Origin of the sequence: Janthinobacterium sp. P210006 (genome assembly GCF_036231885.1) — a bacterium.
In the GTDB taxonomy this organism is placed as follows: Bacteria; Pseudomonadota; Gammaproteobacteria; order Burkholderiales; family Burkholderiaceae_D; genus Janthinobacterium; species Janthinobacterium violaceinigrum.
In genome coordinates this window covers 291,413-309,715 of record NZ_JAZARD010000002.1, presented here as the reverse complement: position 1 = coordinate 309,715, position 18,303 = coordinate 291,413, and the positions used below count along the sequence as shown (strand labels likewise).

General features: G+C 65.0%; 15 protein-coding genes. 9 read left to right on the top strand and 6 right to left on the bottom strand.

From position 1 onward, the window contains the following. The first annotated feature begins 7 nt into the window (after positions 1–7). The 9 genes from wecB to VPH41_RS09750 are packed head-to-tail and all read left to right on the top strand — an operon-like array spanning position 8 to position 12,903. Complete coding sequence (gene wecB / locus VPH41_RS09790; protein WP_328569833.1) at positions 8–1,162, top strand: non-hydrolyzing UDP-N-acetylglucosamine 2-epimerase; 1,155 nt, start codon at positions 8–10, stop codon at positions 1,160–1,162. Beyond that, on the top strand, positions 1,159–2,013 hold the full coding sequence (locus tag VPH41_RS09785; RefSeq protein WP_328569832.1) for an XrtA system polysaccharide deacetylase: 855 nt from the start codon (positions 1,159–1,161) through the stop codon (positions 2,011–2,013). Before wecB ends, VPH41_RS09785 begins: the two co-directional genes overlap by 4 nt. After that, the gene (locus VPH41_RS09780) at positions 2,013–3,137 is read left to right on the top strand and encodes a FemAB family XrtA/PEP-CTERM system-associated protein (RefSeq protein ID WP_328570508.1); all 1,125 of its coding nucleotides are present in this window, start codon (positions 2,013–2,015) and stop codon (positions 3,135–3,137) included. The genes VPH41_RS09785 and VPH41_RS09780 overlap by 1 nt, the downstream gene beginning before the upstream one ends. 15 nt (positions 3,138–3,152) lie before the next feature. After that, entirely contained in the window at positions 3,153–4,442 is a 1,290-nt protein-coding gene (locus tag VPH41_RS09775) for a TIGR03087 family PEP-CTERM/XrtA system glycosyltransferase (RefSeq protein ID WP_328569831.1), read from the top strand. Beyond that, entirely contained in the window at positions 4,439–6,025 is a 1,587-nt protein-coding gene (xrtA, locus tag VPH41_RS09770; RefSeq protein WP_328569830.1) for an exosortase A, read from the top strand. Before VPH41_RS09775 ends, xrtA begins: the two co-directional genes overlap by 4 nt. Continuing rightward, positions 6,015–7,229 carry a TIGR03088 family PEP-CTERM/XrtA system glycosyltransferase gene (locus VPH41_RS09765; RefSeq protein WP_328569829.1) on the top strand — a complete coding sequence of 405 codons (1,215 nt, stop codon included), beginning with the start codon at positions 6,015–6,017 and terminating at the stop codon, positions 7,227–7,229. The genes xrtA and VPH41_RS09765 overlap by 11 nt, the downstream gene beginning before the upstream one ends. A gap of 10 nt (positions 7,230–7,239) precedes the next feature. Beyond that, positions 7,240–9,192: an XrtA/PEP-CTERM system amidotransferase gene (locus VPH41_RS09760; RefSeq protein ID WP_328569828.1), complete on the top strand. Its 1,953-nt coding sequence runs from the start codon at positions 7,240–7,242 to the stop codon at positions 9,190–9,192. A gap of 4 nt (positions 9,193–9,196) precedes the next feature. Further along, on the top strand, positions 9,197–10,423 hold the full coding sequence (locus VPH41_RS09755) for a TIGR04063 family PEP-CTERM/XrtA system glycosyltransferase (protein ID WP_328569827.1): 1,227 nt from the start codon (positions 9,197–9,199) through the stop codon (positions 10,421–10,423). Continuing rightward, positions 10,420–12,903: a glycosyltransferase gene (locus VPH41_RS09750; protein WP_328569826.1), complete on the top strand. Its 2,484-nt coding sequence runs from the start codon at positions 10,420–10,422 to the stop codon at positions 12,901–12,903. Before VPH41_RS09755 ends, VPH41_RS09750 begins: the two co-directional genes overlap by 4 nt. On the opposite strand, the gene VPH41_RS09745 is transcribed toward VPH41_RS09750, so the two are convergent. The 6 genes from VPH41_RS09745 to VPH41_RS09720 all read right to left on the bottom strand — a co-directional run bounded on the left by VPH41_RS09745 (position 12,871) and on the right by VPH41_RS09720 (position 18,047). Beyond that, positions 12,871–13,740 (bottom strand): hypothetical protein, encoded by an 870-nt coding sequence (locus tag VPH41_RS09745; protein WP_328569825.1) that lies wholly within the window; start codon positions 13,738–13,740, stop codon positions 12,871–12,873. The genes VPH41_RS09750 and VPH41_RS09745 overlap by 33 nt on opposite strands. A gap of 10 nt (positions 13,741–13,750) precedes the next feature. Next, positions 13,751–14,494, bottom strand: a complete 744-nt coding sequence (locus VPH41_RS09740) for a DUF3944 domain-containing protein (RefSeq protein ID WP_328569824.1) — start codon at positions 14,492–14,494, stop codon at positions 13,751–13,753. Between the two features lie 411 nt (positions 14,495–14,905). Next, entirely contained in the window at positions 14,906–15,385 is a 480-nt protein-coding gene (locus VPH41_RS09735; protein ID WP_328569823.1) for a DUF4188 domain-containing protein, read from the bottom strand. Between the two features lie 93 nt (positions 15,386–15,478). Continuing rightward, positions 15,479–15,781 carry a hypothetical protein gene (locus VPH41_RS09730; protein ID WP_328569822.1) on the bottom strand — a complete coding sequence of 101 codons (303 nt, stop codon included), beginning with the start codon at positions 15,779–15,781 and terminating at the stop codon, positions 15,479–15,481. A 347-nt stretch (positions 15,782–16,128) separates the two neighbouring features. Continuing rightward, the gene (locus tag VPH41_RS09725) at positions 16,129–16,524 is read right to left on the bottom strand and encodes a VOC family protein (protein WP_328569821.1); all 396 of its coding nucleotides are present in this window, start codon (positions 16,522–16,524) and stop codon (positions 16,129–16,131) included. 425 nt (positions 16,525–16,949) lie between these two features. After that, entirely contained in the window at positions 16,950–18,047 is a 1,098-nt protein-coding gene (locus VPH41_RS09720) for a serine hydrolase domain-containing protein (protein ID WP_328569820.1), read from the bottom strand. Between the last annotated feature and the right edge of the window lie 256 nt (positions 18,048–18,303).

Here is an 18,303-nt window from a genome sequence, read left to right as displayed (position 1 = left end):
ATGCAGCATGCCCATCTTGCCGCCAGCAACGCCCGCGCACCTGCTGTGCGTGGTGGCCGCGCGCCCCAACCTGATGAAGATGGCGCCCATCCTGGCCGCCCTGGACCGCCAGACGCCCGCCGTGCGCACGACCTTGTTGCACACTGGACAACATTACGACACGGCCATGAACGGCCAGCTGTTTGCCGACCTGGACCTGCGCGCGCCCGACATCGCCCTCGACGTCGGCTCCGGCAACCACGCGCAGCAGACGGCCGAGATCATGCGCCGCTTCGACGCCGTGCTCGACGCCTATCCGCCGCTGGCGCCCGATGGCGTCCTGGTGGTGGGCGACGTCAATTCCACGCTGGCGTGCGCGCTGGTGGCGGCCAAGCGCGGCACGCCCGTGATCCACGTCGAGGCGGGCTTGCGCAGCGGCGACCGGACCATGCCCGAGGAAATCAACCGCGTACTGACGGATCAATTGTCAAGCCTGCTGCTGACCAGCGAGGAAGGCGCGCGCGCCAACCTGCTGCGCGAAGGCATCGCACCCGAGCGCATCCATTTCACGGGCAACGTCATGATCGACAGCCTGCGGCAGCAATTGCCGCGCGCCGCCGCGCCCGCCGCCACCTTGCGCGCCCACGGCCACGCCTGTCCGCCCGCGTATGGCCTGGTGACCCTGCACCGGCCGTCCAACGTGGATGACAAGGTGCAACTGGAAGGGCTGCTGCGGGTGCTGGGGCAACTGGCGCGGCAGCTGCCGCTGCTGTTCCCCATCCACCCGCGCACGGCTGCCGGCCTGCGCCTGGCGGGTCTGGAAGCATTGCTGGCGCAGCCCGGCATCGTCTGCCTGCCGCCGCTGGGCTATTTGGAAATGCTGGGCCTGATGCAGGGGGCGCGCCTGGTGCTGACGGATTCGGGCGGCATCCAGGAAGAAAGCACGGCCCTGGGCGTGCCCTGCCTGACCCTGCGCGCCAATACGGAGCGGCCCGTCACCGTCAGCGACGGCACGAATACGCTGGCCGGAACGGACCCTGCCGTCATCCTGGCGCTGGCGCGCGCCACCCTGGCAACGGGCGGCAAGCGGGGCCGCCTGCCCGCGCTGTGGGATGGCCACGCGGCCACGCGCATCGCCGCCGCCATCGCCGCCTGGCTGGCCGCGCGCGGGGGCACGCCATGACGGCGCCGCCCGCGCTGTTACGCAATGCGCTGACCATCGACGTGGAAGACTATTTCCAGGTATCCGCGTTTGCGCCGCACATCGCGCGCGCCGACTGGCCCCGCCTCGAATGCCGGGTCGAGGCGAATATCGAGCGCATCCTGCTGCTGCTCGAGCGCCGGCACATCCACGCCACCTTCTTTACCCTGGGCTGGATCGCCGAACGCTATCCTGCCATGCTGCGCCGCGTGGCTGACGCGGGCCATGAAGTGGCCAGCCACGGCTATGCGCACCTGCGCGCCTGCGACCAGTCGGCCGCGCAATTTGCCGACGACGTGCGCCGCAGCAAGACCATCCTGGAGCAGCTGACGGGGCTGGCCGTGCACGGCTACCGGGCGCCCAGCTTTTCCATCGGCGCGGCCAACCTGTGGGCCTTCGACGTGCTGCAGGAAGCGGGCTACCGCTACAGTTCCAGCATCTACCCGATCCGCCACGACCACTACGGCATGCCCGGCGCGCCCCGCTTCGCCTGGCGTCCGCGGGGGCCGCTGGGCGTGCTGGAATTGCCCGTCAGCACCGTGCGCCTGCACGGGCGCAACGTGCCGGCCGGCGGCGGCGGCTATTTTCGCCTGATGCCGTATGCACTGTCGCGCTGGCTTTTGCGGCGCATCAATTCGCGCGACGGGCAAGCTGGCATATTCTATTTTCATCCTTGGGAACTCGATCCCGGCCAGCCCCGGCCACCCGGCCTCAGCGCGAAGACGCGCTTTCGCCACTACCTGAACCTGGGGCGCATGGAAGCGCGGCTGGCCCGGCTGACGCGCGACTTCGCCTGGGACCGCATGGACCGTATTTTTCTGGAAAGCACATGATGCACGAGGCCAGCCTTCCCTTCGACCTCCCGGCGCCAGCGCCCGGCACCATGGCGCGCGCAAGCGCCATGGCCGTGCGCTCGCTGCAGGGGCACGAGCATGCGCGCTGGGATGCCTTTGTCGATGCTTGCCCCGAAGCCACCTTCTTTCACCGCGCCGGCTGGCAAACCATCATGGAACAGGGTTTCCGGCACGACAGCCATTTCCTGTACGCGGAACGGGACGGGCGCATCGCCGGCGTGCTGCCGCTGGCCCATGTGCGCAGCCGCCTGTTCGGCTCTTCGCTCGTCTCGCTGCCGTTCTGCGTGTACGGCGGCATCGCCGGCGGCAGCACGGCTGTCCGGCTGGCCCTCGACGAGGCGGCGCAGGCGCTGGCCCGGCGCCTGGGCGTGGGACATCTGGAATACCGCTGGCGCGAGGAGACAGACAATACACACGAAGATGCGCCGGACAAGGCGCCGGCCGGCTGGCTGCGCAAGCCCCTGTACGCGACCTTCCGCCGCCCCCTGCATCCCGACGCCGAACAGAATCTGCTGGCCATTCCCCGCAAGCAGCGCGCCGTCGTGCGCAAGGCCATGGCGGCCGGCCTGCACAGCGCCATCGACCATGACCTGGAACGCTTCTACCCGATCTACGCGGCCAGCGTGCACCGGCTGGGCACGCCTGTCTTCGCGCACCGCCATTTTGCCCTGCTGCGCGCCGTGTTCGGCGCCGATTGCGAGATCCTCACCGTGTACCACGGCCAGCAGGCGCAAGCGAGCGTGCTGCAGTTCTATTTCCGCGATGAAATACTGCCCTATTACGGGGGCGGCAGCGTGCTGGCGCGCAGCACGGGCGCCAACGACTTCATGTACTGGGAATCGATGCGCCGCGCCTGCGCACGCGGCTGCCGCCTGTTCGATTTCGGCCGCAGCAAGCTGGGCACGGGCGCCTACGACTTCAAGAAGAACTGGGGCTTCGCGCCGCAGCCGCTGCCGTATGCCTACCGTCTCGTGCGCGCCGCGGCGCTACCGGAAGTCAACCCGCTCAATCCCAGGTACGCGCTGTTCATCCGCGCCTGGCGCCGCCTGCCGCTGCCGCTGGCCAACCTGCTGGGGCCGCATATCGTGCGGCAACTGGGCTAGGCATCCGGACACACCATGCGCGAACTGCTCTTCCTCGCCCACCGCCTGCCGTATCCGCCCAACAAGGGCGACAAGATACGTTCGTGGCACATGCTGCAGTACCTGAGCCGGCATTTCCGCGTCCACCTGGGCTGCTTCATCGACGATGACGACGACTGGCAGCACGCGAAAACCGTGGCCGCCCTGTGCGCCAGCACGCGCTTCATCGGCCTGGGGCGCGGCGCGGCCCGCTGGCGCGCCATGCAGGCGCTGCTGTCGCGGCAAGCCATGAGCGTGCATTACTACCGCGATGCGCGCCTGCTGCAATGGGTCGACGGCTTGCTGTCGAGCGGCAAGGTGCGCCATGCGCTGGCCTTTTCCGGGCCCATGGCGCAATACATCGACGGCAGCGCGGGGCGCTCCCTGCACCGCGTGATCGATTTCGTCGATGTCGATTCCGACAAGTGGCGCCAGTACGGCGACAGCAAGCCGTGGCCCATGTCGCTGCTGTACCGGCGCGAGGCGCAGCTGCTGCTGCAGTACGAACGCCATATCGCCCAGCAGTTCACGGCCTCCAGCTTCGTCTCGCCCGCCGAAGCGGCCCTGTTCCGCCAGTGCGCACCGATGGCGCGGCGCAAGACGGGCCACGTGAATAACGGCGTGGACACGGCGTATTTCGCGCCCATGCCGGCCCAGCCCGCCGTGTATGCGCCCGGCGTACAGGCGCTGGTGTTTACGGGGGCCATGGATTACTGGCCCAATGTCGACGCCGTGCAATGGTTCGTGCGCCACGTGTGGCCCGCCCTGCGGCGCCAGTTTCCCCAGTTGCAGTTCTATATCGTCGGCAACGCGCCCGTGCCTGCCGTGACGGCGCTGGCCAGGGTGGCGGGCGTGGTGGTGACGGGCAAGGTGCCCGACATCCGGCCTTACCTTGCCGGCGCGGCGCTGGCCGTGGCCCCCCTGCGCATTGCCCGCGGCGTGCAGAACAAGGTGCTGGAAGCGATGGCCATGGGCAAGATCGTGCTGGCCACGCCGCAGGCGCTGGAAGGCATCGCCGCCCAGCCGGGCCTGGAACTGCTGCTGGCGCGCGACGACGCCGAATTCATCCACCATGCCGCGCGCGTGCTGCGCCAGGCCCAGGGCGGCGCGGCCGAAGGCAGCGGCACGTCCATCGGCGCGGCAGCGCGCCAGCTGGTGTTGCAGGAATACGACTGGGAACGCAACCTGCGCGGCCTGGGCGCCATGCTGGGCCTGCCTGCCGAAGCCGATGCGGGTGGCAGCGGCGCGGCTGCAGCGCCGCTGCCCGTGCGGGAGCCATCCACATGAGCCTGCAGCTTGACAGCATCGCCCGCTTGCCGGACGCGGCCTTCCTGCCGTACGGCCATGGACCGCATCAGGCCGCACGGGCCTTGCTGCTGCTGGCCCTGGCCGCCGTCGTGCTGCTGTACCACGCCACGTTCTGGTCGATGCTGGAGCTGTGGTCCCGCTCGCAAACGTTCGCGCATGGCTTCTTGATCGTGCCCATCAGCTGCTGGCTGGCCTGGCGCCAGCGTGCCCGCCTGGCCGCGCTTGCGCCCCAGCCGTCATGGCAGGGCTTGCTGCTGCTGGCCACGCTGGGCCTGGGCTGGCTGCTGGCCGACGCCGCCAACGTGCCCGTGGTGGAACAGTATGCGGCCACGGCCATGCTGCCCGCCTGCGTGCTGGCCATCCTGGGCTGGCCGGCCGTGCGCCTGCTGGCCTTTCCCCTCGCCTACCTGTTTCTCGCCGTGCCATTTGGCGAAGTCTTCCTGGAACCGCTGATCGACTTCACGGCCGCCTTCACGGTCACCGCGCTGCAATGGACGGGCCTACCCGTGTTTCGCGATGGCAGCAATTTCTCGCTGCCCACAGGCAACTGGTCGGTGGTGGAGGCGTGCAGCGGCTTGCGCTACCTGATCGCCGCGCTGGCCCTGGGCGCCCTGTACGCCCACGTGAACGTGCACAGCACGGGGCGGCGCCTGGCCGTCATGGCCGCCGCCCTGGTCGTGCCCATCGTGGCCAATGGCGTGCGCGCCTACCTGATCGTGATGCTGGGCCACCTGAGCAACATGCGCCTGGCCGTGGGCGTCGATCACCTGATCTATGGCTGGCTGTTCTTCGGCGTCGTGGCGCTGTTGCTGTTCTGGCTGGCCGCGCGCTGGCGCGAATTGCCGCCGGTGCACGCCGCCCTATCCACCCTGCCCGTGCGGCCCGGCGCCAGCGTAGCCGGCACGCGCGCCGTCGTGCGCGCCAGCGTGTCCTGCCTGCTGCTGGCGGCGCTGTGGCCCGCGCTGGCCCTGGCCAGCCACCGCGACGACGGCGCCGCGCCGCCCGCTTCGTCCAGCATGCTGGCCTTGCCCGATCCGCCCGCCTGGCAGCGCCTGCACGATGCGGCATCGGCATGGCAGGCGCCGTATGCGGGCGCGCCCGCGCTGTTTGCCGCCACGTATGCGCGCCGGAACGGCGACGGCGCACAGGTGGGCTTGCAGCTGCACTGGTATGCGCGCCAGGCGCGCAATGCCGAGCTGCTGACGCACCAGGCCTTGCCATACGGCGCGCGCTGGATGCCGCTGGCGCAGCGCATGCAGCACGTCGCCGTGGCTAGCGGCACCGTGGACGTGCGCGAAGCCGTGCTGGCGCGCGGCGGCGAACGCCTGCTGGTGTGGCGCGTCTACCGCCAGGGCGGCGTCGTCACGGCCCGGCCCGTGCTGGTCAAACTGCTGCTGGCGCAGGCCAAGCTGCTGGGCACGCGCCAGGATGGCGCCGACATCATCGTCTTTGCCGCCTACGACGAACTGGCGCCGCCGCCGCGCGCGCGCCTGCAAGCTTTCCTGCGGGCGGCGCTGCCCGTCATCGAACAACGCCTGCAGGAGTTGCCGCATGGCCCTTGACACCGAGACGGGCCGCACACGGCAGGCTGGCGGCGCAGCCAATACGGCCCCCCTGATCGTGCACGTGATCCACCAGCTCGACGTGGGCGGGCTGGAAAACGGCCTGGTCAACCTGATCAACCATTTGCCGCCCGAGCGCTACCGGCACGCCATCGTCTGCCTGAAGAACGCCACCGCGTTTCGCCAGCGCCTGACCACGCCCGGTGTCGACGTGATCAGCCTCGACAAGCGCGAAGGCAAGGACTGGCGCCATTATCTGCACCTGTACCGCGTGCTCAGGCAGCTGCGCCCCGCGCTGGTACACACGCGCAACCTGGGCTGCCTGGAAGCGCAGCTGCTGGCCTGCCTGGCGGGCGTGCGCCTGCGCGTGCATGGCGAACACGGGCGCGACATGAGCGACTTGCACGGCACCCGCCGCAAATACCGGCTGCTGCGCAAATGCATGCTGCCGCTGGTGCAGCACTTCATCGCCGTCAGCGCCGACCTGGGCGAATGGCTGGTGAACGCCATCGGCGCGGCGCCCACGCAGGTGTCGCACATCGGCAATGGCGTCGACAGCGTGCAATTCCATCCGCGCCTGGGGCCCCCGGCTGCCGTGGGCCCGCCCGGTTTTCTGTGCAACGGCGCCTTCGTCATCGGCAGCGTGGGCCGCATGGCGGCCGTCAAGGACCATGCCTCGCTGGTGCAGGCCTTCCTGCTGCTGCTGGCGCAGCCGGGCGCCCGCGCGCGCCTGCGCCTGATCATCGTGGGCGACGGACCGTGCCGCCAGGCCTGCCTGGAACTGCTGCAGCAGGCGGGCGCGGCCCATCTCGCCTGGCTGCCCGGCACGCGCGACGACGTGGCCCAGCTGCTGCGCGCCATGGACCTGTTCGTGCTGCCCTCGCTGGCCGAAGGCAGTTCGAACACCATCCTCGAAGCGATGGCCACGGGGCTGCCCATCGTCGCCACGCAGGTGGGCGGCAATGCGGAACTGGTGCAGTCGGGCTGGAGCGGCACCCTGGTGCCGCCCGGTTCGCCCGAGATGCTGGCCGACGCCATGCTCGACTACTACAGCATGCCCGAACTGGGGCCCCGCCACGGCGCGCGGGGCCGGCGCCAGGTGCTGGCCGAACACAGCCTGCCCGCCATGGCCGGCGCCTACCTGGCCGTGTACGACCGCCTGACGGGCGCCCGCCAGCCCTCCCCCCTGTCCACCTATCCCTGAAAGGCCACCCATGTGCGGCATCAGCGGCATCTTTGATTTGCAGGGCCAGCGCGACATCGACGTGCTGCTGCTGGCGCGCATGAACCACAGCCTGCGCCACCGGGGACCGGACGAAGGGGGCTTGCACCGCGAGCCGGGACTGGGCCTGGCGCACCGGCGCCTGTCCGTGATCGACCTGGCCAGCGGCCAGCAGCCGCTGTTCAACGCCGACCGCAGCATCGCCATCGTCTTCAATGGCGAAATCTACAATTACCGCAGCCTGATGGCGGAACTGCGCCAGTTCGGCCACCCGTTCCGCACCAGCAGCGACACGGAAGTCATCGTCCACGCCTGGGAACAATGGGGCGAACACTGCGTGCGGCACCTGCGCGGCATGTTTGCCTTCGCCCTGTGGGACCGGCGGCGCCATGTGCTGTTCCTGGCGCGCGACCGCCTGGGCGTGAAACCCCTGTATTACGGCGAGGCGCAGGACGGCACCCTGCTGTTCGGCTCCGAACTGAAAGCGCTGCTCGCGCATCCGGCCATGCCGCGCGTGATCGACCCGCTGGCCGTGGAAGAGTATTTCGCGTACGGCTACGTGCCCGAGCCGCGCAGCATCCTCCAGCACGCGCGCAAGCTGCCGCCCGGGCACACGCTGTCCATCCGCGCCGGCCAGCCGCTGCCCGCGCCGCAGTCCTACTGGGACATCCCGTTCACGCCGAATCCGCCCGCCAGCGAAGCGCAGGCGGCCGACGAATTGCTGGCGCGCCTGCGCGAAGCGGTGCGCATCCGCATGGTGGCCGAAGTGCCGCTGGGAGCCTTCCTGTCGGGCGGCGTCGATTCCAGCGCCGTCGTGGCCCTGATGGCCGGGGCCAGCAGCACGCCCGTCAACACCTGCTCCATCTCATTCGGCGACCCGGCCTACAACGAAGCGCGCTACGCCGACCTGGTGGCGCGCCGCTACGGCACGGCGCACCATGCGCGCCAGGTGGAGCAGGACGACTTCGAGCTGATCGACCTGCTGGCCAATCTGTACGACGAACCGTTCGCCGACAGTTCCGCCATGCCCACATACCGCGTCTGCCAGCTGGCGCGCCAGCGGGTCACGGTGGCCCTGTCGGGCGACGGCGGCGATGAAAGCCTGGCCGGCTACCGGCGCTACCGCCTGCACACGCGCGAGGAAAAGGTGCGCAAGGCCATGGCCCCCTTGCTGCCGGCGGGCCTGCGCCAGTCGCTGTTCGGCACCCTGGGGCGGCTGTATCCGAAGGCCGACTGGGCGCCCCGCTTCCTGCGCGCCAAGACCACGTTCGAGGGTCTGGCGCGCGACACGACGGACGCCTATTTTCACGGCGTCAGCCTGCTGGGCGACGCCATGCGCGCGCGCCTGTTCAGCCCCGAGCTGCGCCGCAGCCTGCAGGGCTACCGCGCCGTGGAAGTGCTGCGCCGCCACGCGCTGGCCAGCCCCGCGCAGGATCCCCTGTCGCAGGTGCAGTACCTGGACTTGAAAACCTACCTGCCCGGCGACATCCTCACGAAAGTGGACCGGGCCAGCATGGCGCATGCGCTGGAAGTGCGCTCGCCCCTGCTCGACCATGAACTGGTGGCGTGGATGTCCGGCCTGCCGCCGCAGTTCAAGCTGCGGCGCGGCGAAGGCAAGTACCTGCTGAAAAAAGCCCTGCGCCCGCTGCTGCCCGACTCCGTGCTGTATCGCCAGAAGATGGGCTTTTCGGTCCCGCTGGCCGACTGGCTGCGGGGCCCGCTGCGCCAGCGCCTGCAACAGCGCCTGCTGGGCCCCATCCTGGCGCAGTGCGGCCTGTTCGACATGGACTACGTGCGTCTGCTGCTCGAGCAGCACGCGAGCGGACGGCGCGACTACAGCGCGCCCTTGTGGTCGCTGCTGATGTTCGAGGCCTTTCTGCGCCAGGTGCTGCCCGTCGATGGCCGCCAGGCGCCGGTGCCCTCACCGGCCATGGCAATGGAGTAAATCCATGCGCATCCTGCACATCCTCGACCACTCGCTGCCCCTGCACAGCGGCTACAGCTTCCGCACCCTGGCCATCCTGCGGCAGCAACGGGCGCTGGGCTGGCACACCATGCAGCTCACCAGTGCCAAACAGGGGCCGGCCGACGGCGCCCAGCAGCTGGTCGATGGCTGGCATTTCTACCGCACGGCGCCCGCTGCGCGCTGGTGGGCGAGCCTGCCCGTGCTGCGCCAGGTGGCCGTCGTCATCGGCCTGGCCGTGCGCCTGCGCGCGCTGGCGCAGCGCCTCCAGCCCGACATCCTGCACGCGCATTCGCCCGCCCTGAACGCCATCGCCGCCCTCAACGCGGGGCGCGCGCTGGGCATCCCCGTCGTGTACGAAGTGCGCGCGTTCTGGGAAGACGCGGCCGCCGACCATGGCAGCAGCCGGCCCGGCGGCTTGCGCTACCGGCTCACGCGGGCGCTGGAAAACTACGCGCTGCGCCGCGCCGACGCCGTCACCACCATCTGCGACGGCTTGCGGCGCGAGCTGCGCGCGCGCGGCGTGCCCGCGCACAAGATCACCGTGATTCCGAACGCCGTCGATGCGGGCGCATTCAGCGTCACCGCACCCGGCGATCTGTGGCTGGCGCACAAACTGGGCTTGCATGGCCACCTGGTCATCGGCTTCATCGGCTCGTTCTATGCTTACGAGGGACTGGCCCTGCTGCTGCGCGCCATGCCGCGCATGCTGGCCGCGCAGCCGGCGCTGCGGCTGCTGCTGGCCGGCGGCGGCCCGCAGGAAGCGGCGCTGCGCGCGCTGGCGGCGCACTTGGACATAGCCCACGCCGTGGTGTTCGCAGGCAGGGTGCCGCATGCGCAGGTGGCCGCCTATTATCAGCTGGTCGACATCTGCGTGTATCCGCGCCTGCCCATGCGCCTGACGGAGCTGGTGACGCCCTTGAAACCGCTCGAAGCGATGGCGCAGGGCCGCCTCGTCGTGGCGTCCGACGTGGGCGGCCACCGCGAACTGATCGAACATGGCAAGACGGGCATGCTGTTTCGCGCCGGCGACGCCGAGGCGCTGGCGCAGGCCATACTGGTCCTGCTGCTGGCGCCCGCCAGCTGGCCTGCGCTGCGGCGCCAGGCGCGCGCGTTCGTCGAGACGGAGCGCAGCTGGGACGCCAGCGTGGCCCGCTATGCGCCCGTGTATGCGCGCATGGCGGCGCGCAGGACTGCGGAAGTGGCGCCATGATCTTCACGGGCCTGCGCATCGCGCTGGTCGGCCCGCTGCCGCCGCCGGCCGGCGGCATGGCGAATCAAACGGAGCAACTGGCGCGCCTGCTGCGCGACGACGGCGCGCAAGTGCAGCTGCTGGCCGTCAACGGCTCCGTGCTGCCGCCCTGGCTGGCGCGCATCCGCTACCTGCGCGCCGCGCTGCGCCTGCCTGTGTACCTGTGGCGGCTGTGGCGCACGGCCAATACGGTCGACCTGTTCCACATCATGGCCAATTCCGGCTGGTCCTGGCACCTGCACGCGGCGCCCGCGCTGTGGATCGCCAGCCTGAAAGGCAAGCCGGCCCTGCTCAACTACCGGGGCGGCGAAGCAGCCGTTTTTTTCGCCCACGCGCCGCGCCTGGTGGCGTTCAGCCTGCGCCGCGCCAGCGCCATCGTCGTGCCTTCCGCCTACCTGGCCGCCATCTTCGAGCAATATGGCCATACGGCCCACGTCGTGCCCAACGTGGTGGACTTGCAGCGCTTTACGCCGGCCGCACCGCGCGCGTCAGCGGCCGAGGCGCCCTGCATCCTCGTGGCGCGCCACCTGGAAAGCCTGTACGACAACGCCAGCGCCGTGCGCGCGCTTGCCATCGTGCGCCAGGCCTATCCCGCGGCGCGCCTGGTGCTGGCCGGCGGCGGGCCGCAGCGCGCGGCGCTGGCGCGCCTGGCCAGGTCGCTGGGCATTCTCGATTCCGTGCGCTTTGCCGGCCCCGTCGACAACGCCGCCATGCCGGCCCTGTACCAGGCCAGCGACATCGTCCTCAATCCCAGCCTGGCCGACAACATGCCCATTTCCGTGCTCGAAGCGCTGGCGTGCGGCGTGCCCGTCGTCAGCACCGATGTGGGCGGCATCCCCGCCCTGCTGCAGGACGGCGTGACGGCGCTGCTGGTGCCGCCCGGCGATCCGGCCGCCATGGCGCAGGCCATCGTGGCGCTGCTGCGCGCCCCGCCGCGCGCGCAGGCGATGGCGCAGGCGGGCCTGATGCACGCCTCCGCCTTCGGCTGGCCCGGCATCGCACCCAGGCTGGCCGCGCACTACCGCCGCATCCGCACTGCGCCGCGCCCGGGTGCCTACACGCGCTGCGTCGCCCGCTGGCTGTTTCCCCTGCATGAATGGTTCAAGGGCCACCACAGCGCGCGCCTGCTGCGCCGGCTGGAACGCTCGCAGTGGTGGAGCGCGCAGCAGCTGCAGCAGTGGCAGCTGGCGCGCCTGCGCGCGCTGCTGCGCCATGCGGGCGACCACGTGCCTTACTACCGCGCGCTGTTCGCCCGCTGCGGCTTCGACCCGGAACAGGTGCGGCAGCTGGCCGACCTGTCGCGCCTGCCGCTGCTGCGCAAGGTTGATATTGCGAGTGCGCGGGACAGCTTCAAGTCCGCCCGCGCCGTGGGCTTGCGCCCGTTCTCCACGGGCGGCTCCAGCGGCGAACCGCTGCAGTTCCTCCTTGGCCGGCGCCGCATCAGCCACGACATCGCCGCCAAGTGGCGCGCCACGCGCTGGTGGGGCGTCGATATCGGCGACCGCGAAGCCGTGCTGTGGGGTTCGCCCATCGAGCTGCACGCGCAAGACCGCGTGCGCCGCCTGCGCGATGCGCTGCTGCGCACCACGCTGCTGCCCGCCTTTTCCATGTCGCCCGCGCGCCTCGATGGCTACGTGCAGCAGCTGCGCCGCTGGCGTCCGCGCATGCTGTTCGGCTACCCGTCAGCCCTGTGCCGCATCGCCAGCCACGCCGGCGCGCGCGACCTGCCGCTCGACGGCCTGGGCGTGAAAGTGGCGTTCGTCACGGCCGAACGCCTGTACGACGAACAGCGCGCGCAGATCGCCGCCGCCTTCGGCTGCCCCGTGGCCAACGGCTACGGCGGGCGCGACGCGGGCTTCATCGCCCACGAATGCCCGGACGGCGGCATGCACATCACGGCTGAAGACGTCATCGTGGAAATCGTCGATGGCCAGGGCCAGCCGCTGCCGCCAGGCGCCACGGGCGAAATCGTCGTCACCCACCTGGCCACGCAAGACTACCCGTTCATCCGTTATGCCACGGGCGACGTGGGCGCGCTGGGCACGCAGCCCTGCACCTGCGGACGGGGCCTGCCCCTGCTGCAAAAGATCGAAGGGCGCAGCACGGATTTCCTCACGGCGCAGGACGGCACCGTCATGCACGGCCTGGCCCTCGTCTACATCGTGCGCGAACTGCCGCAGGTGCGCAGCTTCAAGATTATCCAGGAAAGCCTGCTGCGCACGCGCGTGCTGCTGGTCTGCCTGCCCCGCCTGGACGACGCCACGCGCACCGCCATCGTGAGCGGCTTCCAGGCCCGGCTGGGCGCGCAGGTGGACATCGCCATCGAGGAAGTCGAGGAAATAGCGGCAGAAGCCTCGGGAAAATACCGCTATGTGGTGAGCAAGGTAGCGCCGGCAGGCAGCCTGCCGTTACCTGGCAGCGCGGCCGGCGGGCAGCGATAGCAGCATTTTTCCGTGCTCGGATTTGAAAAGCTGCATCGCGTTCGCTTCGACGGAGCGGTAGACGTCGCTGCGCTCTCCCGCGCCGCCGCGTATCACTTCACGATGCAAGTCATTCATGAAACTGCGGAAGATTTGCAAACCGTCGTTATATCGCCCGGCGCCATCGAGCAGCAGATGTTCTGCCAGCCGCAGCTTGCCGATACGCGCGCAAAGCAGATATTCGATATGAATTCCGGCTGGCATGATGTCGAGCATTAATTGGGCGAAATTGGTGATCAGCGCGAAATGCTTAGGGGTCACGTCTTTGGACGTATTGGCCAAGGCAAGAATATTATCGATAAAGGACAGGACTTCATTGCGTTTCCCCGCCATTCTGGTCAGCAGCGGAATGGCCAGCTCGCGTACTTCCTCTGCCAGACTCCGATCCTGCAACAAGGTTCGCGCTGCTTCCACCTGCCCCACATATTCGCTGATCTTATCCATGTAAAACACAATGTGCTGCGAATGCACATCTTGCGCAATGACGTCGACCGTTGCCTGGATTTTATCCAGCTTCTTTGCCAAATACTTTGTCTGCACCACAATCGCGGCAAGAATAATGCCGGTCGAGACGGCCGCAGCGGCCACTGTTGTCGCTTGCGCCATTTTCAGCGCTTCTTCCACGCTCATGGCGGCACTTTCCTTGAACGGAAGATGCTGGATAATACCGGACCCGCCGCTGCCCTCGGCCCAGTATGCCACGCCGTCATGTATGGTTGCCTTGCCTTCCGCTAAGGCCTGTATCAGCACCGGCTTCAATTTGGCCTGGTCGACGATCCATATTGTTTCTTGCAACATTTATATTTCCTTAGAAAAAATCACGCGTTTCACATTCCCGGCGCATATACGCGACCTGAATGACGGAAGGGATAGTGACGCGATATGCGGCACCGCTGATTGCAGGCACGGTGAGCGCCGCCGACACGGCCAGTCCGATGGGTCCGGCAAACATGGCCAGGCTTCTGCCCAGGCCGCCTGTGGCAATGACGCCAATTGCCCGCCCTGCAAACATGCTTGCAGCGGAACTGGCGATCAGCGCCGATATTTGCAGGGAACCGATGCCGCCGCTCATCAAGGCCGCTTTCAGCAAGGCCAGTCCTTCCGCATCGCGTGACATTTTATTGATGTCAAATTCCTTCAGCAGCGAAGCACGTTGTTCCGCACTGAGTTTTTCCCATGCATCGCCGATGAATTTCTCCAGCAGCTTATTTTCCATATCATAGGCAGAGCTGTTTTTTCCCGTCTTGACGTTCTGGTTATCGCAAACGTCCGACAAGATTTCCTTGTAAAGCACGCCATCCCCGCGAAACAGGTTGACGATGGTGTCGCCGCCGAAATGCTGCAGCTCACCTGCAATCAACTTCCAGCATTGCCGGTACTGCTCCTTGTGTCCATCATAACGCTTGAAGTCTTTATCTTCCAGAAGTTCGCTGGCAATGCGCGCCGATCCATCCTTGTCATGCGTGAGATAGCCAGCCAGAATACGCAAATCCTCTTCCTTGCAATACTCTAGGAATGCAAGGTCTTCATCGATGCGATATTTGATACCCATATTTCCCCTTGGTAATTTTCTCGTATTGTATTTTTAATTGCGCTCAATTTACAAGGCGAAATAAGGTGAAAAATACTATATGAGGCCGATGGGGAAGTTTATTCTGCCATTGACGCATGACGGCAAATGGAGGCAATGCAGACATTCCTGTTCCGGCCAAGAGCACCGGACAAGAAAATATTGAAAACATGAAACTCATAAGCGAGCAAAAGAAAGGTGCCGCGCGTATTGGCCCGCCGTTCGCGACAGAAAGCCATCCGCCTTGTCACGAATGACCGTGAGTCGCCATGAACAAGCTGTGAAGTGCATGCGCCGTGGCATCAGTCCGGCAGCGAACAGGCTTTCCGCCTGAAGGACCCAGCATGGCTTTATACGTCCGCTTTCGCCCCAAAGCGAACGCTTCTTGCGGCGCTACTCAGGCTTTTTGGCTACGCCGAGCCGGTCCGCCGCTGAATGCTTGTGCCCAGTCGCCGCTTCCAGAGTGCCGGCACGGCCCAGCCCAAAGGCCGGCATGTTGACATACACGCTCTCGTAGGCCCCCGCAGCGACGGCGAAGGTTTCGTGCCAGATGCCGACCGTTCCATCGGTACCCACAGCTTGATTGAACGCCTTCCACGCCGGCAGATGAGCCGCCTGCCTGCTGGTGGCATAGCTCATCAATTGGTCCATCGAGCGCCAGTACTGCACCATAATAAGCGTTCTTGAAAACCACATCTCCGCATGCAGCAAGCCCAGCTCGGGCTGGCGCCGCAGCTCGCTGATCATGCGTGGCATCGCGGCGGCAACCGGCCACCACTTGTGCACCTTCCATGGCTGGTTAAGACGCATGCCGATGAGAAAAACGACAAAGTCGCCGTCGATCGTTGCGGTGAGCCGTTCACGGTGTATCATGCTGTTCCTTACAAACGGGTGTAATGGTCCGCTTCTGGGCCGACAAAGGCCATCGCTGTCATCGCAGGCGGCTCTTGGCCAGTTGCAGCCGCCTCAAATTCCATACGTGCTCTGAATAGCGGCCTCGAGCTCCGCCTGTGCCAAGCCTGCTTGCTGCCAAAACGCAAAAAAATACTCCAATGTTTCGGCAGAATTAGCAATATCCATGGGATGCAGGACGCAGATGGCCGTTCTGATTTTCAAAACGTCCGGCTTGTCCGATTGGTCTCGTCCTTCAATGGCTCGCCACAGGCGTACGCGCTCGGCAATGACTTCCTCGGCCGTCGCCGCACCAGTGGTGAAGCGATTCGCCACAGCTGCAGCTGACTTGGCAACCTCAGGCAATTGTGACGTCACTCTTCCAATCGCCTCATGAATCGCTGAGCCAAAAATTGTTCCGCAGGGTCATCCAAGTCCACCGCAGATGCAATCGCATCAAAAAATCTCGTATTCAACATTTGCATTCATGTTCAGTGATGGCCCGATGCCCACGTCGGCCGGTCTCTGGCTGGAATGCGTCGAGTGCATCATTGTTCAAGCGCCCTCGGCAGTAACCAAAGACCTTATTTTCGTCACTATCCGTGATGCGTTGCCCTGCGCCCCATGGACAAAGGTTGGTGCCAGCCTTCGTTCCAGGTCCTGGGATTTTTTGCGCTCCCGGCCATTTCCTGACACCAGACCTGTCCACTGCCAGCAAGAGTAACTCAGGCGGAACAATTGAACATCCATTGAACACCAAACTGGTCGGTCAATTTACCGTAGTAATCGCCCCAAATTTGGGTAGCGAGAGGTGTTGTAACCACACCGTTATCGGCCAGCTTGTCAAAAAGCTGCTTCGTTAATTGTTTATCATTCATTTGCAAAATGTGTGCCGACCCGCGCATGGGCTCCGCATCATCATTGTCGGAGGCAAAGAACAACACACCTGGCCCCTCGAATCGCGCATGCATGATCTTTCCGCGCATCGATTCATTTGGCACCGGCATGCCATCGACACCAAATCGCAAGACATCGCTTATCTTGCCCAGCCCGCATTGCGCGTAGAACGTCAGGGCTTGTTCGCAGCGGGTAGTAAAGAAAAGATAATTGGATAATTGCATCAATTCACCTTTGTATTTGACTAAATGAAGCAAAAGTGTCGGGCCGGTGACCTTGCCGGAGATTCAGATGCCATCCACAGTCCAGGACTGCGTGGAGGCAGCGTGCTCAGGCTTTTTCGGACTTGGCGATGAGAAACCAGGGGATGGCAAACGGGCCGGTCAGAGCGACCACCATGTCCCTGACAGCCGTCCTCTTCAGGAGGCGCCGTTTGGCAATCAGATGGCAAGCCACTGCCGAGAGCAACCAGATCGATGCGGGGATGTATGCCGTCACTGTAAACTCCAGATTGTCGTTGCATTGAATGCAAGCGATGATAGCAGGCGCATCTTGGCAGTGCAATTCAGGCCGAACATCGTCCTGACCTTGCGCTATTGCCCGACTGCTGCCGTTCGCCGTGCGAAACTGCTATTCGAGCCAGCCTTGACTATCTCACAAGACTGCTACTCGTTACGATTTCCCTGATTTTTCTTTCAAAATAGTAATGAAGGCCGCTGTCTTCGCTATATTGATTTTCCAAGACAACAACATCCACATCTTTTTCAGGAAAATAAACTTTAATGGAGGCAAACCCTAGGCCTTTTCCCGAGTGGCCGATATATTTCACCGGCGTTGTATCGCTGACATACACGCCATAACCATAACCTTTTTTTTCATCACCGAAAGCAACATGCTGGCTCGATATATCATAACTGGTCATCAGCTTATAGGTTTTCGGGCTCAAAATTCTTCCCTTGTGCAGTTTTTCATCCCAAATATTCAAGTCTCTTGCGTTTGAAACAATACCACCGGCTGGAATGAAGCCAACCCAGTATTCGCCCTGGACTGGATGTTCCTTCAATGTGTAAGTATTTTTTGAATTCACATAGCCATTGATAACCTTATTCTCTTTATTTTCCTCATAGCAAAAGCTGTTCTTCATCCCCAGTTCGTTGAACAAGTCATTTGCTGCCTCGATATACGTTTTCCCGCTTGTTTTTTCAAAAATACTGCCCAGCATGGTATAAGTTGTTACGCCATATAAGAAATCCGTTCCGGGCTTGAAGCTCAGCGGCTTGTCGATTTCCGTGATGCCAGACGAAAAATTGAGCAGTTGATGCACCGTCACCGTATCGGCCCAGGCCTGCGGCAAGTCGGGCAAGTATCTTCTAACGGGACTGTGCAAGTCTATTTTTCCTTTTTCGACTTCCCTCAATACCAATACAGCCGTGACCTGCTTGCTATTCGACATGATCCTGAAATTATCGTCCGGCTTTAACGGTATCTTATTTTCAAAATCCGCATAGCCGAAAGCTTTTGAATATTGTGTTTTTCCATTTTTCGTGACAAGAATGACGCCATTGAAACTTCGCGGACTCGTTTCCTTTATTAAACGATCAATTCTGGCAGCGTAGTCGTCTGTCTTTTCCCCATGTGAATGGCCGTCCGCTTGGGCATGCGCGCATGTGGAGATCATCAACAGGAAAGAAGCCGCCAGTATTCTTGGTGAAAAAAACGTTTTGCGGTGAGCATCAGAAGTTTTCATGGGGAGGTCTTGTGGGTTGCTTGCTTATGTCCAGGGAAAGGCCAGCTTGCAGAACATGGGCATCCAGCCAGGCATCAACAGGGTTGGCAAGACTTGACGTGTTGACCATCTTGCATGTGCAAGCCTATCAGTGAGTGCGCCCCCAGGCCAGCAAAAAATACCTGGCGCATTCGCGCCATTGCCGCCCGCAGGCCCGTGCCGTCCGCGAACGCCTTGCTTGACCGCACCGGCAGGCGTTCAGTTGCCGGCCAGGTCG